This window comes from Methanothermobacter tenebrarum (assembly GCF_023167465.1).
Lineage (GTDB): Archaea > Methanobacteriota > Methanobacteria > Methanobacteriales > DSM-23052 > Methanothermobacter_A > Methanothermobacter_A tenebrarum.
In genome coordinates this window covers 881,494-905,016 of sequence record NZ_AP025698.1, presented here as the reverse complement: position 1 = coordinate 905,016, position 23,523 = coordinate 881,494, and the positions used below count along the sequence as shown (strand labels likewise).

General features: G+C 40.8%; 23 protein-coding genes and 2 tRNA genes. 16 read left to right on the top strand and 9 right to left on the bottom strand.

Translation table 11 applies throughout. The annotated features are described in order from the left end of the window. Positions 1–3 precede the first annotated feature (3 nt). From MTTB_RS05025 to MTTB_RS04995, 7 genes are read left to right on the top strand one after another with little or no spacing between them, the layout of a single operon-like run. Positions 4–1,254: a DNA repair exonuclease gene (locus MTTB_RS05025; RefSeq protein WP_248563946.1), complete on the top strand. Its 1,251-nt coding sequence runs from the start codon at positions 4–6 to the stop codon at positions 1,252–1,254. Continuing rightward, positions 1,251–3,764: an AAA family ATPase gene (locus MTTB_RS05020; RefSeq protein ID WP_248563945.1), complete on the top strand. Its 2,514-nt coding sequence runs from the start codon at positions 1,251–1,253 to the stop codon at positions 3,762–3,764. Before MTTB_RS05025 ends, MTTB_RS05020 begins: the two co-directional genes overlap by 4 nt. A 24-nt stretch (positions 3,765–3,788) precedes the next feature. Next, the gene (gene murD2 / locus MTTB_RS05015; RefSeq protein WP_248563944.1) at positions 3,789–4,991 is read left to right on the top strand and encodes a pseudomurein biosynthesis peptide ligase pMurD2; all 1,203 of its coding nucleotides are present in this window, start codon (positions 3,789–3,791) and stop codon (positions 4,989–4,991) included. Then, positions 4,988–6,535 (top strand): Mur ligase family protein, encoded by a 1,548-nt coding sequence (locus MTTB_RS05010; protein ID WP_248563943.1) that lies wholly within the window; start codon positions 4,988–4,990, stop codon positions 6,533–6,535. Before murD2 ends, MTTB_RS05010 begins: the two co-directional genes overlap by 4 nt. Then, complete coding sequence (locus MTTB_RS05005; protein ID WP_248563942.1) at positions 6,535–8,001, top strand: Mur ligase family protein; 1,467 nt, start codon at positions 6,535–6,537, stop codon at positions 7,999–8,001. Before MTTB_RS05010 ends, MTTB_RS05005 begins: the two co-directional genes overlap by 1 nt. After that, positions 7,973–9,148: an Mfer335 family protein gene (locus MTTB_RS05000; RefSeq protein WP_248563941.1), complete on the top strand. Its 1,176-nt coding sequence runs from the start codon at positions 7,973–7,975 to the stop codon at positions 9,146–9,148. The genes MTTB_RS05005 and MTTB_RS05000 overlap by 29 nt, the downstream gene beginning before the upstream one ends. A 7-nt stretch (positions 9,149–9,155) precedes the next feature. Further along, on the top strand, positions 9,156–9,788 hold the full coding sequence (locus MTTB_RS04995; protein ID WP_248563940.1) for an Mfer334 family nucleotidyltransferase: 633 nt from the start codon (positions 9,156–9,158) through the stop codon (positions 9,786–9,788). On the opposite strand, the gene MTTB_RS04990 is transcribed toward MTTB_RS04995, so the two are convergent. The 3 genes from MTTB_RS04990 to MTTB_RS04980 are packed head-to-tail and all read right to left on the bottom strand — an operon-like array spanning position 9,785 to position 10,918. Beyond that, positions 9,785–9,988, bottom strand: coding sequence for a hypothetical protein (locus tag MTTB_RS04990; RefSeq protein ID WP_248563939.1), 204 nt, complete (start codon positions 9,986–9,988; stop codon positions 9,785–9,787). The two genes, MTTB_RS04995 and MTTB_RS04990, sit on opposite strands and share 4 nt — an antisense overlap. Positions 9,989–10,003: 15 nt before the next feature. Further along, the gene (locus MTTB_RS04985; RefSeq protein ID WP_248563938.1) at positions 10,004–10,675 is read right to left on the bottom strand and encodes a DUF169 domain-containing protein; all 672 of its coding nucleotides are present in this window, start codon (positions 10,673–10,675) and stop codon (positions 10,004–10,006) included. A 60-nt stretch (positions 10,676–10,735) separates the two neighbouring features. Continuing rightward, on the bottom strand, positions 10,736–10,918 hold the full coding sequence (locus MTTB_RS04980; protein WP_248563937.1) for a hypothetical protein: 183 nt from the start codon (positions 10,916–10,918) through the stop codon (positions 10,736–10,738). Positions 10,919–10,966: 48 nt separating this feature from the next. Between MTTB_RS04980 and MTTB_RS04975 the strand changes: the two genes are divergently transcribed. Beyond that, positions 10,967–11,296, top strand: coding sequence for a DUF6506 family protein (locus MTTB_RS04975; RefSeq protein WP_248563936.1), 330 nt, complete (start codon positions 10,967–10,969; stop codon positions 11,294–11,296). 56 nt (positions 11,297–11,352) lie between these two features. On the opposite strand, the gene MTTB_RS04970 is transcribed toward MTTB_RS04975, so the two are convergent. Beyond that, a complete protein-coding gene (locus MTTB_RS04970) occupies positions 11,353–12,885 on the bottom strand; it encodes an ACT domain-containing protein (RefSeq protein ID WP_248563935.1) in 1,533 nt (510 codons plus the stop codon). A 191-nt stretch (positions 12,886–13,076) separates the two neighbouring features. On the opposite strand from MTTB_RS04970, the gene csa3 reads away from it, so the two are divergent. Further along, positions 13,077–13,670 (top strand): CRISPR-associated CARF protein Csa3, encoded by a 594-nt coding sequence (csa3, locus tag MTTB_RS04965; RefSeq protein ID WP_248563934.1) that lies wholly within the window; start codon positions 13,077–13,079, stop codon positions 13,668–13,670. A 2-nt stretch (positions 13,671–13,672) separates the two neighbouring features. Here the strand turns inward: csa3 and MTTB_RS04960 are convergent. Then, a tRNA-Gly gene (locus MTTB_RS04960) sits at positions 13,673–13,746 on the bottom strand. A gap of 8 nt (positions 13,747–13,754) precedes the next feature. Then, positions 13,755–13,829: transfer RNA gene (locus tag MTTB_RS04955), tRNA-Glu, on the bottom strand. Between the two features lie 52 nt (positions 13,830–13,881). Between MTTB_RS04955 and trxB the strand changes: the two genes are divergently transcribed. Beyond that, positions 13,882–14,781, top strand: a complete 900-nt coding sequence (gene trxB, locus MTTB_RS04950; RefSeq protein ID WP_248563933.1) for a thioredoxin-disulfide reductase — start codon at positions 13,882–13,884, stop codon at positions 14,779–14,781. A 51-nt stretch (positions 14,782–14,832) separates the two neighbouring features. Here trxB and MTTB_RS04945 read toward each other — a convergent pair whose 3' ends face one another. Further along, on the bottom strand, positions 14,833–16,323 hold the full coding sequence (locus tag MTTB_RS04945) for a Rho termination factor N-terminal domain-containing protein (protein WP_248563932.1): 1,491 nt from the start codon (positions 16,321–16,323) through the stop codon (positions 14,833–14,835). Between the two features lie 394 nt (positions 16,324–16,717). Here MTTB_RS04945 and MTTB_RS04940 point away from each other — a divergent pair, with 394 nt between their 5' ends. The 4 genes from MTTB_RS04940 (at position 16,718) to MTTB_RS04925 (ending at position 19,859) form a co-directional block, all read left to right on the top strand. After that, complete coding sequence (locus tag MTTB_RS04940; protein WP_248563931.1) at positions 16,718–17,044, top strand: RNA-guided endonuclease InsQ/TnpB family protein; 327 nt, start codon at positions 16,718–16,720, stop codon at positions 17,042–17,044. Further along, complete coding sequence (locus tag MTTB_RS04935) at positions 17,025–17,267, top strand: transposase (RefSeq protein ID WP_248563930.1); 243 nt, start codon at positions 17,025–17,027, stop codon at positions 17,265–17,267. The genes MTTB_RS04940 and MTTB_RS04935 overlap by 20 nt, the downstream gene beginning before the upstream one ends. A gap of 254 nt (positions 17,268–17,521) precedes the next feature. Then, on the top strand, positions 17,522–18,061 hold the full coding sequence (locus tag MTTB_RS04930) for a LemA family protein (protein WP_428343357.1): 540 nt from the start codon (positions 17,522–17,524) through the stop codon (positions 18,059–18,061). Between the two features lie 10 nt (positions 18,062–18,071). After that, complete coding sequence (locus MTTB_RS04925; protein ID WP_248563928.1) at positions 18,072–19,859, top strand: DUF2207 domain-containing protein; 1,788 nt, start codon at positions 18,072–18,074, stop codon at positions 19,857–19,859. 524 nt (positions 19,860–20,383) lie between these two features. Here MTTB_RS04925 and MTTB_RS04920 read toward each other — a convergent pair. Together MTTB_RS04920 and MTTB_RS04915 are read right to left on the bottom strand one after the other, a co-directional pair. After that, entirely contained in the window at positions 20,384–21,538 is a 1,155-nt protein-coding gene (locus MTTB_RS04920; RefSeq protein WP_248563927.1) for a glycosyltransferase family 4 protein, read from the bottom strand. 228 nt (positions 21,539–21,766) lie between these two features. Continuing rightward, positions 21,767–22,102, bottom strand: a complete 336-nt coding sequence (locus MTTB_RS04915; protein WP_248563926.1) for a hypothetical protein — start codon at positions 22,100–22,102, stop codon at positions 21,767–21,769. 60 nt (positions 22,103–22,162) lie between these two features. Between MTTB_RS04915 and MTTB_RS04910 the strand changes: the two genes are divergently transcribed. Together MTTB_RS04910 and MTTB_RS04905 are read left to right on the top strand one after the other, a co-directional pair. Continuing rightward, positions 22,163–22,552, top strand: a complete 390-nt coding sequence (locus MTTB_RS04910; RefSeq protein ID WP_248563925.1) for a cupin domain-containing protein — start codon at positions 22,163–22,165, stop codon at positions 22,550–22,552. A gap of 402 nt (positions 22,553–22,954) precedes the next feature. Continuing rightward, a complete protein-coding gene (locus tag MTTB_RS04905; protein ID WP_248563924.1) occupies positions 22,955–23,461 on the top strand; it encodes a hypothetical protein in 507 nt (168 codons plus the stop codon). The last annotated feature ends 62 nt before the right edge of the window (positions 23,462–23,523 follow it).

The following is a 23,523-nucleotide window of genomic DNA, read 5'->3' as shown; positions in this document are numbered from 1 at the left end:
TACGTGTACAAGTTCGCCCATTTAGCAGACTGCCACCTTGGAGCCCACAGATACACAGAACTTAAAAGACTAGAAGTTGAAAGTTTCAAGGGGGCCATCAAGAGATCTTGCAAGAGGGGTGTTGATTTTATCATAATATCAGGGGATCTGTTCCATTCTAACATACCCAATATGGAAGTTGTCAAGGAAGTTGCTAAAATACTTAAGGGCTTGAAGGAGGAGGAAATACCGGTATATACATGTTATGGGAGTCATGATTACAGTCCAACTAGGACATCAATGATCGACGTGCTTGAAAGTGCAGGCTTATTAAAAAGGGTTGACAGAATCCGCCCGGAAGAAAATAGGTATGTCCTTGATTTTACTTCGGATCCGGTGACTGGGGCTAAGCTTACGGGTATATCAGCCCGTAAAATGAACATGGAAATAGAACAGTTCAAATATCTTGACAGGGCCTCCATAGAATCCGAGGAAGGGTTTAAGATATTCCTTTTTCATAGTGCCATAACAGAATTTAAACCGGCATATCTATCGGAGATGGAATCTATCCCATTGAGCCTCTTCCCCCGGGGTTTTGACTATTATGGAGGAGGCCATCTACATGAAAAGATAGAAAAGCATGTGGAAGATCATGGTTGGATAGTCTATCCTGGGCCATTGTTTGGATCATATGCAACTGATCTTGAAGCGAATGCTAAGGGTAAAAAGCGGGGGTTCTATATTGTGGAATTTGATGATACTGTCCAGGATGTGAGTTTCCTGCCATTGGATCTTGTTGAATATGCCTATTTTGAATATAATGTTACGGGTAAAAGCTCCCAGGAGGCTATGGATGATATAATCTCCGATCTTCAATTTTCTGATGTGGATGATAAGATTGTTATGGTGAAGATCAGGGGGGAGCTTTCATCGGGTAAAACGGCCGATATAGACCCCATAAGGATAAGGGATTTGCTCGTGGATAGGGGTGCTTTACATGTTAATATAAACCGTCATGGTCTCAGGCGCCGTGAGAGGAGGCGGATAAGGGTTAGGATGGAGGATGTTCCACAGGTTGAAAAGAGCCTTTTCAGGGAGAACAGGGAGAATTTGGATGTTCTCAGGGAATGTGATGTTGATGTTGCCATGGAACTTTTAGCTGTTTTGAGGCGGGCTAGGAAACCAAATGAGCGGAAGGTTGATTACGAGGATGGGATGTTCAAGGATGCTTTGAGGGTATTGTCAATTGAGAAATTTTTGGGTGATCTTTTATGATCCTTAAATCCTTGGAACTTAAGAATATTCGAAGTTACCGGGAGGCGAGGATCAGCTTTTCTGATGGTGTCACACTTTTTAAGGGGGATATAGGCTCTGGTAAGACAACATTACTCTTAGCGGTTGAATTCGCCCTTTTCGGCCTGGGGGGTCAGCGGGGGGCTGGTTTGCTCCGTCTGGGTTCAAATAGTGGTTATGTTTCCCTCACATTCCAGGTGGATGGTAAAACCTATACTAGTTATAGGAGTCTTAGGAGGAGTGATGGGAGTATAAGCCAGGATAGGTGTTATATTGAGACAGAGAATGGTAGGATGAACCTGCCCCCGACGGAGATGAAGGATACGATACTCAGGATATTGAAGTATAATGAGCCTTTGAATCCGCGTGCAAAGAGTCGCATTTACAGGTATGCTGTTTTCACGCCACAGGAGGAGATGAAGAAGATAATAAGTATGAATTCTAAAGAGAGGCTTGAAACCATTAGAAGGGCTCTAGGATTGGAGGATTATAATATAGCCGCCACTAACGCTGATATGGTGGCGGCTCGGATTGATAGAAAGGCTGATAGGCTTGAAGGGAGAGTACATGACCTTCCAATGTTAAAGGATAAGATGGATGATAGAAAACGTGAAATAGACAAGTACAAGCTTTTAATTGAAAAAATAGAAGATGAGAAGAAAAAACTGGAAGAGAAGAGGAAAATCATAGAGAATGATCTTGCAGAACTTGAAAGAAGATACGATAACATCAAAGACGCTGAGAACAGGAAAAAGAGTCTAATGGAGAAAATCAACATTATAAGTGAGCAGATAGAAGAAGCAGAGAAGAAAAACGAGAAAATAGAGGAAGAATATAGAAGACACATCCTAGAAATGGACGAAGAGAAAAAGGAGAAATTCGAAGAGGAAAAAAGACTAAAAGCGATAGAGGAGGCCCTCGAAGGGGTGGAAAATAGAATAGAGGGTATACGAGAAGACTATGAGAGCATACTACTAGATAAAAACCAACTAGAAAACTTGAAAAAACAAGAGCATGAACATCTAGAAAGACTCCAGGAAATCCAAGAAGACAACAAAAAAATCAAAGAGGAGCAATCCAAGACCATCAAAAGAATCAAAAGCCTAGAGGAGATTAAAAAACCATCCAATAAGAGTCTAAGAGAAATCGAAGAAATCATAGAGGAATATGAAAGAAAAAAGGGGATAGCAGAGGAAAAAATAGGGGAAGTTAACGCTAAGATAAAGGATTACTCCTCAATAAAAGAAGAAAAAACCTGTCCAACATGCGGAGCCCCAGTCAACCCATCCAAGATCAAAAAGAAACTCAAAGAAAAACAAAAGCAGAAAAGAGAACTTGAAAAAATGAAAAAAGAATACACTAAAAGAATAAGAGAAAACAAGAACCTCAAAGAAAAAATAAGAGAATACGAAAACGCTAAAAGAGAACTAGAAATCCTCAAAGAAAAACTAGAAGATATGGAGCAAAACCGTCAAAAAAACGATAAAACAATAAAGAAGATCCAAGAAAAAACAAAAGAGATAAAAAGGATGAAAAAGAGCCTGGAAGAGAGGATAAGCACAAAATCAACCATCCCAGATGAGATGAGACGACTCAAAACAGAAAAAGAAAGTTTAGAGGGTGAAAGGGACGCGCTGAAAGAAAAAATAGCCAACATAAAAGCATCCATAAAGCATCACCAGGAAATGATCACAAAACTAAAACCAACCAAGAACATGGAATACCAAGAAAACAAAAAAATCATAAAGGAAAAAACAGGCCAAATAGAAACCATCAGGGAAGAAATCAAAAAATTAGACAAAATACTGGAGAAAAAGGATGAAATAGAAGAGAAAAGAGACCAAACAAAGAACAGCCTCGACCATGCCATGGAAAAGATAAGAGAATGTGAAAGAGAACGTGAAAGGAACATTGGATCGCTCAAAAGGATAAAAGAGGAAATCAAAGACTTGGAAGAACAAATAAAAGAAAGGGAAAGAATAAAAAGGTCCATAAAAAAATTAAAAGAGTATGTTAAATGGCTCAAAGAATACTTCATACCAACATTAAGCGACATCGAAACCCATGTAATGACACAAATAAACCAGGAATTCAACAGCCACTTCCAGCGCTGGTTCCAAAAACTCGTAGAAGATAACGAAAAAACTGTAAGGATAGATGAAAACTTCACACCCATAATAGAACAAGGAGGCTATGAACAAGAACTGGAACACCTCAGCGGAGGAGAAAAAACAAGCGTAGCACTAGCCTATAGACTAGCACTAAACACCATTATTCAAAGATACTCCACAATAAAATCAGACATGCTCATATTAGACGAGCCAACGGACGGATTCAGCAAAGAACAGCTCCTAAAATTCAGAGAAATACTAGAAGAATTGGAATGTTCACAGATAATAATAGTATCCCATGAAGAAGAACTAGAAAACCTAGCAGACCATACATTCACAGTAGAAAAAAATGCCGGGATCTCCACAATTCAAACCGGATAAAAAAATATTCTCATTGGTGTCACAATGAAAGCCGCAGTGATAGGATTAGGCGTCGAAGGCAGAAAAGCCGTGAAATCACTTAGAAAACGTGGATACAAAGTATACGCCACCGACATCAACACTAATCTGAATTTAGAGGGTCTAGAGGATGTTGAAGTAGACCTGGGCTTCCATGACATGGAAAAAATAAAAGCATGTGACATTGTAACATTAAGTCCAAGCCTCTACAACACACCACTCAAAGAGGAAATAGAAGACAAACTAATCTGTAACATCATAGGGGACTATAAGGACACATATACAATAGGGGTCACAGGAACCAATGGCAAAACAACAACAGCCCTCATGATAACAAAAATATTGGAAAAGTGGGGTAAGAAGGTCCTAGTAGGGGGTAATGCTGGGGGAGGATTCCAAGGTTACACAGAACTCATATTACAAGCCACAGAGAAAAAGTATGACATTATAGTCGTGGAAATATGCGACATGACATTAGATTTCGCAGATCAATGCTTCAACCTAGACCTTGTAATCTTAACTAACATAGGCAGAGACCACATGAACCACCATAAAACCATCAAAAACTACAAAGAGAGCCTCAGAAGATTCCTAAAAGATAAAAGGGCCCTGCTCAACAGAGAAGACCCATTATCATTACAATTAAAAACCCCAAAGTCAATACTATACGGTCCATATGATGGTCAAATCAGATTATTTGGAGAATTCAACAAATTAAATGCCGGCGCGGCCGCGAAAGCAACTCAACTACTTGGCACGCCCAAGAGTATAATAGACTCCGTCTTGGGAGAATTTGAAGCCCCAAGGGGGCGTATACAAACTTATAAATTTAATAAGGCAAATATAATCATAGGAAAGATTGACAATCCTTCAGCCATGAAAACCATACTACAAGAAACTCTTTTTGATATAATATTCCTCGGAACCCCAAGAAGAAACGAAAACTGGAGATTCGAAACACTACAAGAAATAGGCAAAAAACCCCCCAGGATACTGGTATTATTCCCAGGCCTCGAAGATACGACAGATATCGCCCTAAAATGTGCAAAGGAACTGCCCTCAAAGGTTTTAATTGTAAAAGACACTGATGAACTCATCAAATTATTGGAAGACTTTAGCAGAGAATACAATAGGATACTCATAGGGGGTAATGGACAAGAAAAGATCATAAAGATCCAAGAAAATATAGAAAAAATGGTGGGACAATGAAGAATAAGAGAATACTAGTGGTTGGTGCGGGGAATGCTGGCAGGCCCGCTGCAAAACTATTACATCACCTTGGCAATGAAGTGCTAGTCACAGAAATCAAAGAATTCGAGGAATTACCCTCAAAGGCCAGAAAGAGGATAGAAAGGATGCGCGAGGATGGTATAAGGTTCCATTTTGGGGGGCATCATCCCCGGGAGATAGAATGGGCTGAGGCCATCTTCATCTCACCTAACATCCCAAAAAATTCAATAATCTATAGATTAGTAAAAAATAGGGAGATTGAATATATAACGCCTTCTATGATTGGGAGTATGCTCAACTCTTTTATTAACATCCCAATGGTTGGGGTGGCTGGCACAGATGGTAAAACCACAACCACAAACATGATAAAACATATCATAGAAGGGAAACACCCTACAATCTCTTTTTCATCATTGGAGGATTCACTTGTCATTGAAGGTTTAGTTGATTTGCTGGTGGAGGGTAGATTGGGTGAGGGCGAATTTGCAGTTTTTGAACTGCCTCATGGTACCATAAGGATGACGCAGGGCCTAGAATTATGTGCTGGTATCATAACCACGCTCACTCCAGATCACCTTGATGAGTTCAGGGACTATGATGATTATATAAGGCGAAACCTCCTTATCAAGGATCTTATCAAGGAGAGGGGCTTGCTCATACTCAATGGGGACGATCCTATAATAAACACATTCACAGATGAGATAGGATCACCTCATATAATCTATAGCATTGGCAGAGAAAGGCGGGTTGAATTCCATGGTAGAAGCTATGTGACAAAACCCATACCAGCTGATGTTAAAGCCGAGAAAATCAAATTAAAGGGTCTGATGGGGTCAGAGTTCACCTTCACAACCGGGAGAATACCCACACTCATATGTGAAAAATGTAAAAGCATAGAATGTGAATGTGGAGATTTTAAACGTGTATATGTTGGACCATACAAGGAAAGGGTCAGCTTACAGGTTCCTGGGATATTCAATGTGGAGAATGCACTAGCGGCCATTACAACAGGACTCATACTAGGCTTTGACATGGATTATCTAAAGGAGCGGATAGGCGAGTTCAAGGGTATAAGGGGACGTTTCGAGGTCATAGACGAAGTTGATGGTGTTAAAGTTTATATGGACGCCGCCCACAACCCTGAGAGTATGGAGAAGTTATTCGAGGGCTTGGGATTTGATGGCAGGCTTATAATAAGCCTTGACAACCCCGACACATTAACGGTGAGGGATAAATTCAAGATAGGTAAAACACTTGCAAGGGCGGCTGATCTGCTCATTGTAAGCGCCAAGAATGAAACAACAGAAGAAATAGACTGGAAGGCGGCCGGGGAAGTAGCAGAGGGGGCGAACCCCACAAAGACTATAATAGTAGAAAACGTCTACAAATCCATCAAAAAAGCCCTGGAAGAATCCGAGGAAGGGGATACGATAATCCACATGGGCCCGGGGGTTGTTAACGCCTACAAGAACGTTAAAATGGACATAAAAAGGGCTATAGAAGATTACAAGGAGAACCGATAATGGAGAAGATAGTAGTACTCGGGGGGTGTGGGACGGTAGGAAGCCTAATGGCCAGAATACTAGCAAAAGAGTATGCCGTGACAGTATCAGACATCCGCAAGCAAACACCCCTACGCGGAATCTTCCAAGCAGAGGGTATCAAATTAGACCTTGGAGGCCACAATCCCAAGATAATAAAAGAAGCTGATAAGATAGCGGTAGCACCAAGTCTACTAGAAAATGAGAGGATACTCCAACTCATAAAAGGCAAAAAGATCATAACAGTCCAGGACATCATAGCCTCCTGCAAGGTTAAAAAACCGGTCGTGGGCGTCACAGGAACCAACGGCAAAACCACCACAACACAAATCCTAAAAAACATACTAAGAGTTGCAGGGTATAGGGTCCCTGAACATCATCTTAACATCCAAGGAAACACAGAATTCATACCAGCTCTACAGGCAAGACTAGAAGGTGACATAGCAGTAGTCGAGATAGGAACATTCGGAAAACCAGGTGAAATAAAAGGGGCAGCCACAGACAGCAAAGTCAAAATAGCTATTATAACAAACATTTCAAGGGATCATCTGCCACCAGAAGATTTCCCAAAATACATAGAATGTAAAAAAGAGATCATAGACGTCGCCCAGCACATCATATTAAACGCTGATGACCCCATAGTAGCAAGTTTCGCCAAAAACCTCCCCGGGGACAGAATAACATTCTATGGTATAGAATCCCTCAAATCCCACTTTGAAGTATTCCCAGAAAACCGGGAATGTCCATACTGTAACAAAACCCTAAAATATAAGAGGAGGTTCCTAGGCCACCTTGGAGACTATTATTGTACATGCGGTTATAGGAGGCCAGAGTTGGAAGTTAAAGCCACCCAAGTGGAAAAGGACAAGTTCAAATTAAACATAGCAGAGGAGACAATAAAACTCAAGACAGGCGGCCTTTTCAATGTCTATAACAGTCTTGCGGCCGCTGCCGCGAGCCTAACCCTTGGCATCGACCCTGATGATATTATCAGGGGTATAAACTCCTTCAAGGGGGCTGCTGGGAGACATGAGATAATAAAGGAAGAGCCGCGGATAATCCTAGATTATGCCCATAACCCGGCTGGTGTCAGGGCTATAATGCAACTTGTAAAGGAAGAAACCCCCGGGAGAATCATAGTAGTTAATACAATAGCCTCTGAGAGTGGAATAGAAGGTGACAGGGAGATAGCAAGGATACTCTCAAATGCAGACATCATAATACCAGCATCATATAATGCAAGGAAGGCATCAGAACATACAAGGGCAAAAATCATACATATAAGGTCTAGTAGGGAAAAAATAAAACAGGGAACATTAGGAGCCAGCAGGAGACAAGTAGAGGAGGCCATCCAAAAAGCCCTAGAATATGCAGAAGAAGATGATACCATCCTAATAATAGGAGAAGGAGGCTATAAATATGCTAAGGACATCCTCAAGGGATCCTAGGACCATGATAATCCTATTGATATTAATAGTTGTTGTGATGTCCCCACTAGACTATTATCTACACACTAGGACATCGCCACAGGATCCTGAGGAGATAAGCAAGATACCCATAGGGAGTACTGTAGTGGCTGAGATGCAAGTAGCAGACCCTGCAAGGATAAGGAAGGAACCACTGATCATACACCCAGACTATCTGATAAAGAACATACAAGACGGGGATATAGGTGCGGTCATCTACGGCCTACTTACTGGGACTATGATGACACCAATCAAGGACATTACAGAGGGTGTTGGGCCAGGTGGGAGAGCCTCAGAATTTGAGGGTCCAGGGATGCTAACAATAAAAGGAGATAAACTAGTCGTACAACCACCAGCAAACTTCATATGGGCTTACAAGACACCCTACACTTACGCGGTTAAGACAGAGGATGGTATAGTCATAGTAGAGAAGAATAAGACAATAAAGAGATTATCACCTAAAGAGATAGGTAATGTGGCCTCTGATTATATAAACGCAACAGAACTTGAAAAATGGTATAAGGAAGCGAAGGTGGGTGATAGGATAGCTATAGACTTTTCACTGTCTAATTTCAGTGATGGGAGATTGGAAGTACCACCAGAGGACATAACCAGGTTCTTCGGTGAAAGGACAAAAAAGTACATGGAAGAATACCCTGAGGGCGCCCCTATCATGGCCTACATGCACCATTATAGGGTGGAGGAGGTTGCAGAAGCCACAAGCCAACTTGAATCATACCCCGAATATGATGATATAGCCAGGGAATACAATGCAAAAGAATTCGTAAAAGCCTGGAATGGTACTATAGTACCCCCCGGGACGAGTTCGCCCGGAAAAGATACAGTCCAGTTCACCTCATCCAGGGACCCGAAGGCTCCTGGAGGTTATGCTTCACATGGTACGTGTCCACCGGCAAGAGCCCTCAGGGATGCTGTTGCACAAGCAGGATTGCCCACACCCACAGGTATGAGCTGGGGATACTTCGCACTCATATATGGCTTCGACCCAGCCACAGACGTTAAAGTATACAATGACGGTAAATATCCTATAATGATAATCATGTGGACCAGAGGTTCGGGTCCAAGCATGGTGATACATGCCAAGATCCTCAGACTAGTACCAATGTGAAAAGACCATGAGAGTATCAGGGATTATAACAGCAGCCGGTAAAGGGGAAAGGATGAAGGCCGACATGAAAAAAAGAGGCCTAAAACCAAAACATAAATTACTGCTCAAATTAGACGATAGGACAGTGATAGAAAAGACCATAAGTAATGTTCTAGAGGCTGGTGTGGATGAGTGTATTGTCGTTGTTGGACACCAGAAGGATAATATAATCCCTGTAATCAGTAGCTTAGATGTTAAAATTGTGGAGAATCAAGATGATCTACCATTGACAGGTTCATTATTAAATGGTGTGGAGAATGCTAGGGGCCGTTTTTGTCTTTGCGTTGCCGGAGACCAGCCAACAATCACATCCAGAACTTACAAGAGGATAATCAAGGCCTTGGAAGATAATACTGTGTCGATCCTTGGGAGGGGGTCCTTTGGCCGCTTAGACAATCCGAGGGGTCTTGGGATGCCATTCGCAGCCCCCAGGAAACTCCTGTTAGAGTATCTGCCATCATATAAGGGTAATATCAACCCATTACTCTGGCGGTTAGTAGAAGATGGTATAGGCTTGTATGCTATAAGACCTGTAGATGAGATAGAACTTATTAACTTGAATACCTTTGATGATTATCTAAAGATAAAATTTGGGAACTAGAATTTTTTACCTTCTAGTTCCTCTTCGAGTAAATCTACTCTATCTTGTAGTTCTTCAACGATCTTGGCCAATTTTTCCATTGTGAGTATGACATCATAGACCCAACATGCTATGATCTCGCTTTCGGCTTCGCTCCGGTACTTTTTTATCTTTTCGGCCAAGTCGTGTGCCTCATCCAGTATTTCTGTTACTTTAACCAAGAACATCCCCCTCCTTTATGCTATTTCTTCGAGTGCTTCTATTATACAGTCTATGTTTTCAGCTGTTAAACCGACTATAAGTTCATCTTCTCTTATATCTGAGTATTGTCTTGATCCGCTGCAAGCTAGGGTTATGTTGGCTTCGCCTCGCATGTATGGTCCTGCGACAGCATCTGCGCAGATTGATTGTATACCTGCAAAGTCTCCCTTGACTCTACCACCTTTGGTGTAGACTAGGGCTTGGACTAGTTTGAGGGCTTGGGCTGGGTTACAGACTACTAATATAACATCGGGGTCGAATTCTACCTTTTCTAGTGGCGCGTAGACTACGGCATGGAATTTGAGGTCTATCTTTGGGATCAGGTCTAATGTTCTTTTGGCGGCTGGGAAGCTTGAAAATCTGCCCAACTCATAATAAAATTCTCCGGTTTTTACTTTTTCTGGCATTTCTGTGGCTCCGATGGCACCTGCTCCTCCTTTGCATTCCTGGTCTTCTGCGAGTGCGTAGAAGGTTTCACCTCTGCTTGCTCTCATTACCATTTCACAGTGTCTTGCCGGTTCGCTTATCCTCTCAATGCCATTGGGCAGGTTTTCCTCGCGGAGTACCAGTTCAACAGCTACTGGGGACCTTTCAAGTCCTAGTTTGTCTTTTATTTTCTTGGAGATGGTCTTATATTCTGTTTTCATGATTATCCCCTCCCTATAGTATATGTCTAATTTTGTTCGTTTTATCTATCTATAACGAAGTTAATCGATTATGCTGGTAGGCTTACCATACTGCCTCTTTTCTATATGTCCACAATCCCCACACTTATAGGTTATCACAACAAAATCGCCCTCAGCATACTCCTCCTCAACCTCAACAGCCACGCCACCACAAACTGAACACTTAACCCTATCAGGCGCATCCAACCTATAATGTATCAACAACAAAACCCCCAGAAATTATATATTACTATTCTATCCTATCTTATATTTATGACTACCAAAAAATTTAGGACAGCATTCATAGCACACGTACCAGATGCAAACCCAAAAAAGGACAGGTGCAAAATTGAAACAAGCCTATATGAACTTACAAGTATCCTAGTAAAAGATGACAACCAGGCACTAGAAGTTTGTGAGGAACTTGCCCGGGATGGAATCCACTCCATAATCTTATGCCCAGGATTCACACACAAAACAATAGGCAAGATAATAGAAGCTACAGGGGAAAAGGTTGGGATAAGCGTTGCAAGGGGCGACGACCCAAGCACTAGAATAGCATTAAAGGCCATGGAAGAAGCAGGCTGGTCCAAAAAAGAATAGACCCTCCACTATAGGCTTATGGAGGATAGTAACCCCCTTCAGGATATGGGTGTTGTCTATAGGATCAGTCTTATGGGATAGTAATCACCATGCCCCGGTAACACAATCAAACCATTCCTATCAATCCCCTCACCAACCTCTTTTAATGCCTCCATTTCTTCTTTGAATAGCATTGAATTTGCGTTGGTACTTGTCATAAGAAACCTTGGAATGTTTAGGAATTTTTTCTCCTCATCTCCCAAGCTTGGCACATAGAGTAGATAATCACCACTGAATAGTACCCCCGCTTCTTCTGATAGGAAGAATACCTGCCCTGGCACGTGACCCCCGAGACTCTCCAAAACCTTAAACTCCAAATCACCAACACTAAACTGGTCTATTGTAGGGAATGCCCCTATCTTCGCCTTCTTTTTTGTTTTGTATGGTTGCCAATCCTTGGGGAATTTGCACTCTGTAAAATGATTTACGAGGATGGTGAAATAATGGTTAAGTTCCATTAGGGGTGTTTTCGAGCCTGCTGCACGATTCTCCAATCTTATGATATCCTTGGCTTCTGGGTGCATGAAAACCCTTGTCCCATACTCTTCATAGAAGTATCCGCTAAGACCGGCATGATCGGCATCAGCATGCGAGAGATAAATCCTAGTTATCTGTGAGGGGTCAATGTTATTTTCTTTTAGCATCTTTTTCACGTCGTTGTAGTATATGCCATAGGTGCCGTCGATCATCACAAGCTCATCAGCTTCTAGGAGGTATATGTTGCCACCTGTGGGGGGTTTAAAAACGTGTAATAATACCTTACCCAGTGGCAGGCTGGGCAGCCTCCTATAATGGAATCTTTCACCGACGCGATTTCTGGATGATATTGCGAAGGCTAATATGTTCCCGAGGACTTGGCCGGCTTCCAGGTTGCGTCCAGCCTCCCGGTTAAAACCAATAAGAGTATCGGATAGCCTCTTTGAAGTGTTAACAAGCTCTTTCACCTTATTAACCTCCTCATCATCTAGGAGTTCCCTAAGTTTGAGAAAGAACCTTTCAATAAGGTTCAAGCCGATCATCATATTGGTTTTCTCCTCATCGGCTCCTGTGTACTCTAAATTGTAGTGATAACCAAGTTCGTTTAATTTCCTGGCAAGTTCCTGGATCTGTTTGGAGTCCTTGACATAGAATGCCATCTCTGCCTTGTTTTCTGATATCAGCTCATTATAGGCCATGTAGGTGACGTTGACACCATACTCTCCTAGTACCCTTGCAAAATCTGCCAGGGTCCCGGGTTTATTCTCAAGATAAACAGAAACCTTAAGGATATTATCAAGTTTCATGATCTCAAGGTTTTCCTCAAATAACTCCCTAAAGAACCCTTCCTGGACAAGATCATCATAGTGGAGAACATCCACCCTAGACTTCCCCTCGACAATGACACGATTAGGATGCTCAGACCGATTATAATAAAAATATGATATGTTAACACCATGATCTGCGAAATAACCAGCAATCCTAGCCAGGGAACCGGGCCTATCAGGTACATAAACCCGTAGCCTATAAAGGAAGAGACCATCATCACTTGTCCAAGCCTCAAACTCACCCACCAAAAAACCACCACACTGGGATCTGATAATTATCTAAATAATCCTTTCTATTATGGAATAAATTTAAATATTGAACAAAGGCAAGTAATATAATAACCATCCGCCTATAATAATAAAAGGAGGAAACCCCCCACACAGAATAAGAATCTTCACCCCAGGGGGGTAGCCGAATAGTAGGGAGTTGGTAATTGATGGAAACAACCCTAATATCCACGGTATATTCTATAGAACCTGTAATGATTTGCATAACACAATTCTCACCCAAAAAAGTCGTATTAATAATGGAAGAAGAACCACCTAAAGAAAAAGAACAAGTACAAAAGATCATAGAGGACACGCTAGGAAACTTCCTAGAGGTCAAGATAAAAGAAACAAGCCTCTATGATGTGGTCCAGATAGCTAAGGACACGGTAGACACCATAGACGAAGAAAGAGCAAACGGGAGAAAAGTCGTAGTAAACATAAGCGGCGGAAGAAAAACACAAGCACTGGGAGTATTATTTGGATGCTACGCCAGGAACAATGACGTCCAAAGAATAGCCTACGTAACAGAAGAAGAAGGAGAAATAATAGACTTGCCCATACTAAGCTTTGGAATATCAAAAACAAAAAAGAAAGTACTAGAAGAACTCAAAAAGGGAGAAACCTCAGTAAAGAATTTAGCCCTGAAGCTTGGGATAAGCCGTGGCATGACCTACAACCACATCCGAGAATTAAGGAACATGGGATTCATAGCCCAGGACAAACTCGAAATAACATCAGCCGGAGAACTCGCAATATTATAAAATGCGGCGTCCGGGATTTGAACCCGGGTCACTGGCTTGGGGGGCCAGTGTCTTAACCAGGCTGGACCAACGCCGCAAAATGAGTGCTCCGACCGGGATTTGAACCCGGGTCCTCGGCTCGAGAGGCCGAGATGATTGGCCGGACTACACTATCGGAGCAATACAATACTATCTATAAAAATATTTATAAAATTTTCGGGAGCCACACCCGATGTATGACATAATAATAATAGGAGCCGGACCAGCCGGGTTAACGGCCGGTATATATGCTGGAAGACAAGGGAGCAAAACACTCATACTCGAAAAGAATATAGCAGGTGGCAAAGGACTAGAAGTACCATTAATGGAAAACTACCCCGGCTATGAAAAAATACAAGGACAAGAACTCATACAAAAAATAAAAAAACAGGCAACAAAACTCGTCGAACTCAAAGAATTAGAAGAGGTCATCAAAATCAAAAAAGAGAACATGAAATTTACAGTAGAGACAAAAAAAGACACCTACACAACCCGGACAATAATATTAGCCACTGGCACACGACACAGAAGACTAAAAATCCCGGGAGAAAAGGAATTCCTAGGCCGGGGAGTATCATACTGTGCAACATGCGACGGACCACTCTACAAAGGCAAGGAAATCCTAGTAATCGGCGGGGGAAACAGCGCAGTCCAGGAGGCAATATTCCTAAAACAGATCGGATGCAAGCCTTCGATAGTGCACAGGAGAGACGAGTTAAGAGCCCAAAAATACCTACAAGACCGGGCAAAGAAACTGAAAATCCCCATAATATGGAACACCACCCTAAAAGAAATCAAGGGAAAAGGGAAAGTCCAAAAGGCCGTACTAGAAAATAGAAAAACCGGCCAAACAGAAACAATAAAGGTTGATGGGATATTCATAGCGATAGGGGAAGAACCAATAAACAAACTCGCACAAGACCTCGGAGTCAAATTAGACAAGGCCGGTTACATAATAACTGACAAACAACAGAGAACGAGTGTAGAGGGTGTTTATGCAGCAGGTGATATAACAGGTGGCTTGAATCAGTGGATTACAGCATGTGCTGAGGGTGCGATAGCCGCAACCAGCGCACAAAGAGATACACAGTAAACAGAAATTTTAATTCTATATGGGTGGGAAGATAAGTTTCCCTATAAAGTTTTAGATTCCTAGTTGTTTGATTATGTTTTCTTTTAGGTCTGATTTTTTGATTTGGAGTGTTGATTGTTCTTTGAGCCTCTCTGTAAAGTCTTCGATTACTGCATTTAAAACTTTTTCCCATAATTTGTAGTAATCGTGTTTTATGTTGATAGTTTTCATGCCTGTGACCCCGTCTTTTCCCTGTTTGAGTAGATAGGGGTCTAGAGTGGATATTATTTTGTCTATGATCCTTTTTAGGAATGTATCATCTATTTTGATATAACAAGCGTCTGTGTGGCGTTGGCACACTTCATTCATATGGTATCTTAGGGAGTCTCTCACATCTTCGATTATACTTTGTATGTGTTCCTCTGATTTTGAGAATAGTTTGTCAACGTCATCATTTTTAATTATCCCGCCACGTTTAAAGATGGATTCTGATATATAATGGGTTAATATTGGATTTTCCCGATATTTTTCCACCATGTAAAGTAATGTTGGGGCGGGTAAAAATGAAAGTTCGATGCCTCCTGTCATTTGTTTAAACTGGGACTGGAATTTAACTATTTCCTCGGGGAAATCAGGTGCTACGATCACCATATACTTTACATAATCTTTGAATCCGCCTATTAGTTTTTCTTTGCACATCTCTATGCAATAATTTTTCAAGCGAATCAAATAATTGGGGTTATGAAGTAGATGGTCGTATATTCCTGATTTAGCTGTTTTACATTCCACTACTGCAATGTAGGGTTTTGGGGCGTAGGTGCCGATAACTAGGAGGTCCCATCCTTGCTCTCTCCTTTGTGTTATGGTTTCATATTCTAGGAGCTGGAATGCTTGGTCAACCAAATATTCAAAGACCTTTTCTGGGGGCTCATGATATTTTTTTCTGGCAAGTTCCTCGTTTTGTTTAGAAATTTCGACTAAATCTTTTTTAATATTTTTTAGGCTGTTTTCAATATCTCTGCCCAGTGGCATTATTATACCATCTTCTCTTCTTCTATTTTCAACTATCTCCTCCAAGGAATCTAAGACTTTACCGGAAATGAAATTAGGTTGTGTCTTTTTAACATCTAATTTACCTTCATATATTAATTTAGCGATTACTGCAGAATAGTGTTTACAAAATGGATATTTCCCCCTTTTGACCTGGTATTTATAATCATCGCAGTCACAATAGTACCTAAAATCTTTTTTTCCAAGATTGATGATTTTAACTTCGTGCCTTCCAAGTTGAGCTTTTATAAAATCTTCATCAAAATATTCTATTTCAACATTGTCCATTAAAAAGTAGTCTTCAGCATCTTTCACCTTGGATATGAGTCTATCATCCCAAAAACTGCTAACTAACTTTTCTATTTCTTCTGTAGATAAATCTAGACTTTTAGCCACAAAATGAGCTAGTTCTTTTTGTCTGAGTTTAGAATAGCCCCTTAAACCATAACGTCTACAAATTTCTTTAAGTTCTCTAATCGTCAAAGTCTTTAGTAATTTATACTTCTTAGACAAATTGTAACCCCCCGTTTCAGGTCAAAAAAAAATTGAATTGGGATGTTAAAGTCTGTGGTGATGGTAGGGGAGGTTTATATGATCCTATCTATTTTTCAGAGTACGCTTTTGGATAGTGAGTCTGATAAGTAGGTTTGTTATAGAAAATATTTAAATTTGATCCTTATTGATGGAAAGCTGGGATGAAAGCTGATCTCTTATTTTTATTTGTTTAGGAAGCTAAGGCAACATAAATATTTGACATCAGACTATAGAGACATGCTCCCGTTTCAGTAGTCCTATAAGGTGTTGAGAACATCATTGTAGTGTCAACTGTCCCCAGTAGTTTTTCGAGCATGTTTCGCGCCGAAATTCCTGAAATATCATTGGTATAGATGTAGGGATAAAATACTTCTTGACTGATAGTGAAGGAAGACAAATAGAAAATCCAAAACTCTATGAAAAAACCCTTAAGAAAATAAAGATCCTGCAAAAGAATCTTTCAAGGAAAAAGAAAGGTTCAAAAAACTATGAGAAAGCAAGAATAAAACTTGCAAGGGCCCATGAAAAACTTAAAAATCAAAGAGACGACCTTCAAACTCTCAAAATTCTACATCAAATGATATTTATCTGTGTTGAAAACCTGAACATAAAGAACATGGTCAGGAACCGCCGACTTAGCAAGAAGATCCAAGACGCCTCATGGGGAAAATTCCTCCGACATGCTCGCTTACAAAGCTGAAAATGCTGGTAAACGAGTATTGAAGGTGAACCCAAGAGGCACAAGCAAAGGATTAACATACAAAGATCCATATCGGGATTATATATCTGCTAATAGGATACTCGACTCGGGGCTGGGACAGCCCCCAAGCCCACGAGAAACTCCCTACTCAGCATCCCCTGCCGTGGTAGCTGGGCAAGTCTCATCATTGAAACAGGAAGCACCTCCCATCAAGGAGGGGTAGTTCACCTTTTCTGGGGCTTATGGTGCCCTTTCCCTCAGAGTTCTCTAGGATGCAAGGGATTGGATGGTTTTTCAATCATATGTTATCGTTGGAGATTATGTGTACTTTAGAAGATGCGCTTTTGGCAAAATTTTTTGTTAACAAGGGCCATAAAGTGTGTCCTTTATCTTACCGTTATATTTTTATAGGTGCTTTCAAAGAGTATATTATATTTTTGGGGGGGAAATTAGATGGGCTTTGGAATGTTATTTGCAATGATAATTGTTCTTATTATATTTTTGTTGTTAGTGTACTTTGTATATTTATATAATAGCCTTGTGCAGTTTAGAAATAGGGTTGAAAATGCTTGGTCGCAGATAGATGTCCAGCTTAAACGGAGAGCGGATTTAGTACCCAATCTTGTGGAGGCTGTTAAAGGTTATGCAAAGCATGAAAAAAGTGTACTAGAAAATGTTACCAAGGTTAGGAGTGCTCTGATGGATGCTGAGAGTGTTAGGGAGGTTGAAAAGGCCGATAACATGTTGACCAGTGCCTTGAAGAGTTTGTTCGCTGTCGCAGAGGATTATCCTGATCTTAAGGCCAATGAAAACTTCCTGGAATTACAAGGACAACTAGAAGGACTAGAGGATAAGATAGCCTATTCACGCCAATTCTATAATGATACGGTACTAATGTACAATAATAAATGTCAGATGATCCCAAGCAATTTAATCGCTTCTATTTTTAATTTTAAGGAGGCTGAATTCTTCCAAGTAGAAGAAAGTACCCGAGAAGTGCCAGAAGTCAAATTTTAGGGGATATATAATGAAAATAAGGAACCTGATAATAATAACGGCTGCTTTATGCGCAATTATAGTGGCCTTTACATTCATACAAGAGAGGAGTTATTCCATACAAGCAATAGACACAGAACTTTTCCTAAAAGAAGATGGGACAATACATGTTAAAGAAACAATACATTACTCATTCAATGGGACTTGGAATGGAATAACCCGTGAAATACCACTTCGAGGCAGTCAAGCCATCCAAAACTTGAATGTATCCGCTGATGGTGCATACGTAGGATCCTGTGAGGTGGAAAAGGAAAATAACATCCAAAACATCAAAGTCTATTTATATTCAGATCCAAGGTTAACAAAGCCGATCACAGATCAAAGAGTGAATGTTACTTTTGAATATAATGCGATAAACGTACTAAGATTTTACAATGACATAACAGAACTCCATTACAAGATAATCGGTGAAGGATGGAAAGTCCCCATAGGCCAGGTCAACACTAGGATACACCTTCCAAGAAAAGATGGAGTAAAGTATTGGTTAAATCCACCATATTATGTGAAAGATTCTAAATGGCGAGGAAATACACTAGAGGTCACTGCCGACACCATACCGGCTGGTCAGTTCTTTGAAGTTGAAATGGTCATACCGAAAGAATATTTCGCGGCTAATCCAGCCAATGGGACAATCATAAACCAGGATGCATTAGCTATAATAGAGGGCAAACAAGAGAAATACCAGGAAGAACTAGCATTCAAAAACATTTTGTATTCCCTTACCGGGATCTTATTACTCATAGCTAGCTTCACTCCTTTACTGATATACCTAAAGTATGGTAGAGAACCGAAAATAGACTACAGGGCAGATTATGAACATGAGATACCATACGATGACCCGCCAGCGGTAGTAAACGCCATATACACTTCTAAGGTGTTTAAAGGCGTGGGCGAACCTGACATGAATGGATTCAAAGCCACAATAATGGATTTAATAAATAGAAACTATCTTAAAGTAGAAACCAGGACAAAAGGGAAAACTAAAAGAGTATTTTTAAAAATCAACAAGGAAAAGGGTCTAGAAGACTTTGAAATGTATGTGATGAGGTTTCTAAGAAGATTCAAAAAAGGTGACCTAATAGAATTAGATGAAATCCCAAAGAAACTATCAAAAAAACGTCACGCCCGATACTTTAAAGATGTCTATGACAAGTGGAAGAATAGCATCAAAACTAAATTTTTAAACAAAGAAAAAATAGGGAGGATATTCATAAACAAAGGTGCAAAATATATGAAAGTCTTTGGTTTCATAGGGGTGGCATTAGCCATTATAGTAGCCTTTTTAACAATACAGGATCCACTTGCAAGATTACCATTTTTCGCGTCAATATTACTAGCGATAACTTCAATAATAGCAATATTGCTACCAGAGGATATACCAGGACATTGGACACGCGAGGGCAGAGAACACATTGAAAAATGGAAAAATTTCAAAAAATACCTTAAAGATTTCAGTTTGATAAAAGAGTACCCCCCAGAGTCCGTTGAAATCTGGAACAAGTATCTAGTCTATGCAACAGCCCTGGGGATAGCGGATAATGTTATAAAAGCCATGAAATTCCAATTACCACAACAAGAACTAGAAGAAAATGACATGTACGTATTCCACGATTATGGGGGATATGCACTGTTGAGCAGTGCTTTAGCCACAGGTATGAGCACAGCGACTGAAATCGAATTTGATGAGACTGTAGGAGATACTGGAGATATTGGAGATATTGGAGGCGGTGACATGGGCGGGGGCGGTGACGCCTTCTGAAAGAAGATCACCTCCCCCATCAAATCTTACATTCCATAGAATCGACTTCACAGTTTTGGGAGGGGGCACTTGTTCTTATTTACGTTGCTATAATCCCCCCACAAAAGAAGGGCGGTCACTTACGCTTCAAAGTTTTATTTGTAAAAAAATATTGAAAAATCACAATATTCAACTATTGGAGACCATTTTATAAGTGAGATTATCTTCTCTGGGGAATGCCATCCTCCACCTTCTTTAAAGGATGCTATAGTCAGTTCCATGATCTGCAATTGCTATACATTGTCCGGCCATTGACGAAAGTTCGCATAACATCATCACTGCGCGTCTTCACAGCCCCCCAGAGGACTAGGATCCCTAAGTAAGAAAATATAAACTTCCAAGGATTTTCTTATGGAATAAAAAAATGGCTTGAGGGATGCAACGACACAAAAATATTTTTATCCGCCCAGCTTCTGGAATATTCTTCAAATTAAAGGGGACTACTAATAACCTTTATTTACAAGAAAACCTTTTATAATGTAGGTTCACGTTCCAGTTTGGAGGCTTTTTAGTATCTTTTCTAATTTTTTCCCGATATTTTCGCTTCTGTATTCTTTGAATTCTCTGAGGCCTTCCACTTTTAATCTTTCATAGAGTTCGTTATCTTCTAGGAGCATTTTTACCTTATCTGCAAGGTCTTCATGATTTTTTGGTTTAAAGAATAATCCGCCTTTACCTTTACTTGCCTCAAGTATTGGGGGTATCCTTGTGGCGACGAATGGCGTTCCACAGCTCATGGATTCTACTATGACGATCCCGAAGCCCTCGACCACACTTGGCAGGCAAAAAACGTGTGATGATGCTATCATCCTGAGCACGTCCTCATGTTTCTTGATGAATCCATGAAATTTAACATGTTTATCGAGGCCTAGGTCGCCTGTGAGTTTCTTGAGATATCCTTCAAGGGGGCCTGTACCCACTATGTTGCACTTGAGGCCTGGAAAGTCATCTATGAGGATTTTAACGGCTTTTATGAGATCTTCTACTCTCTTGTATTTGACGAGTCTTGAAACGCATGTGATGGTTGGTCTTTCATTTTTTTCATGTTCTGGGACTTTAGGGTCTATGATGTTGTGGACTACGCTTATTTTTTCGGCTGGGAAATATTTTTTGAGTTTTTCTCTGGTATATTCTGATACTGCGATTATTTGGTCAAAGTTTCTTGAAAGGTTGTATCTTTCAAGTATCTCGCCGAGTATGCCACCCCAGCCTATATTTTTTATCCATTGACCTATCCAGACGTCGTGGTAGCGTGCAACCGCTGGTATGCCAATTTTTCTCCCTATCTTCCATGCTACGGGGTGTGTTATGAAGTTGTAGCCTATTATAACATCGAGGTCGAGTTTTGAGCCTATATGGTAGGCGTCTGTCATGAACTTTAAACGTTCAAAGAATGAGCCTTTCTGTACATATGGGCGTGGGGGGCCGCATCCTATAACATGGAGATCATCTATGGTATATTCCCTTGGCGTGCCGGTTTCTCTTGATGTTAAAATTGTTATATTATGTCTTCTTTTCAGTGTCCAGGCTTCGTTGAATGCGCAGGCTTCAGCACCCCCTCTGATGTCTAATTTTTGACTTTTGGGGAAGTATTCTGTCACTATGCCTATCCTCATTTCTCCTCTTCTCCTTTCTATCATCTCCCCCAGCAGGTTTTGCCCATTTCAATATTTTCGACCATATTTAGGACATGTTAGGCTCCTATTATTGCAAGTCCACTAGTAGGATTCTTTCTCATGGGGTTGAGTAGCTATGAGCTTGTGGAAGCAAAACTGCAACTAATCCAGGTTCTGTTATTGGAGTAGGAAACCCCCCACACAACTAGGAGGGTGGGGTAGTTGATGAGTTTTAGATGACCTGTTAGGTCTTTAGTTTATATTTTTTTCTGCTGTGGCGGCGCAGGTTGTCATCTTATTTAACATGTTCCTAAGATCCTCTTTTACTTGTTCATTGTCTCCCCTGTTGAAGTCCCTTATAAGTTCCCTGGCCAGTTTGGATGCCTCTTCGAAGTAATCTTTTGCCCAGGTTATCTTGGAGCATATGTTTTTTCCGAGTGTTATCTCCTTTTCGCATCCTTTGAGTATTTCTAGCATGAGTTCTCTACAATTGTTTAACTGTTGGTAGTATTCGAATAAGTGGAATGTTTCTAGGATGAATGCCTTCGCCCGGTCAGCATAATGGAAAGCAAGCAGGCTATCATCCATATGCTTCCACCTCCATATTATAAGTTCATTTCTAATATAATATATTGGAGGTGTTCTTTTTTGATTGTTAAAAATCCAAGGGATTGTTCTTATAGTAGGGTGTTAGATGGTACGCTCCTCTGTGAACTCCTACATCCTAAACGTGAAGGTTTAAAGATGAATTTTAGCTTGGCTCACGCCATCCTCGAACCTGGAGAATCTTCCCTACCACACCGTCTAAAAAAATCTGTAGAAGTCTACTACATCATAAAGGGTCGTGCCATGATGCACGTTGATGATGAGAAGAAGAGTGTGGGGGCGGGTGATGCTATTTTGATCCCAGCGGGGTGTGTGCAGCATATTGAGAATATTGGTGACTCCATACTCTCCTTTTTATGTATAGTCTCACCCCCCTGGCGGAGAGAAGATGAAGAACTGACACCGAAACGCCCAAAAAAAGAGGAAATATAATGTGTCGTCTATTATTGCAAAAATGTCCCTATCATAGAGGCTTGAAAGTGCTCACAATTTAGAAGAGTTCTACTATACTTGGACTTCCACCCTTTTATTGGTTGGCTTTTGTGTGGGGGCTCCCACCTCCCCGAATCCTTTAGGTCCTGTCTCAGGAGATGATCTGGGCACTTCAGTGTGGGGGGTCTTGCGTCCATCGGGGGGCTCGTCTCCTCCGGATATTGAGTGTGGGGATGATTATGACTACTCTGGAAAGATGTTCTTGTTTGTTACCATCTGAAACAGTCCCCCCCATGGAGGTGGTATGTACCAGGATTATTTTATGTTCTCTTTGTGGGGGCCCCCACTTTTTTTATACTATTAGGATACAAAATAATAGTATAGTTTGTAGGGAGGTTTTTTATGAAGAGGTTTTTACCAATCATAATGGTGTTGTTTGTGGCTTTTGCATTTGGCTGCACGGAAACACCTGATAAGACATTTTCTGGGGATGGTATAACGTTCCAATACCCTGGAACTTGGGAGAACTTGTCCGCTGGTGAATTGGAGGCTTCTATTCCTACTTTAGCGTATGGATCAGCTAATGTTATAACATACCTTGGGAATGATACGGAGGAATTCGCGGTGGTAGAGTTAAGAGCAACAAGTGAAGGTTATGTAAGATCACCAAGTGAATGGTTAGAGCGAATGGAATCATCACTTGAAGCTTCACAGATTGTGTCAAAAGACGAAAGTCTAAGTGTGGGGGGTAAAAACGCTGCTCTCATCCAATGGAAAGAAGGGAACCAGTTTATCACAGCAGTACATATAAAAATGGATGAAAGTACAGGATACCACTTATATTACAGCAGTCCACAAAGTGATCTGACCACACTCCAGAAAATAATACAAAGCTTCAAGATATCCTAGTATCTTATGGGGGGCAGCCCCCATAAAATTTTAAAGTTTTTTTTCTACAAATGAATTTTAGA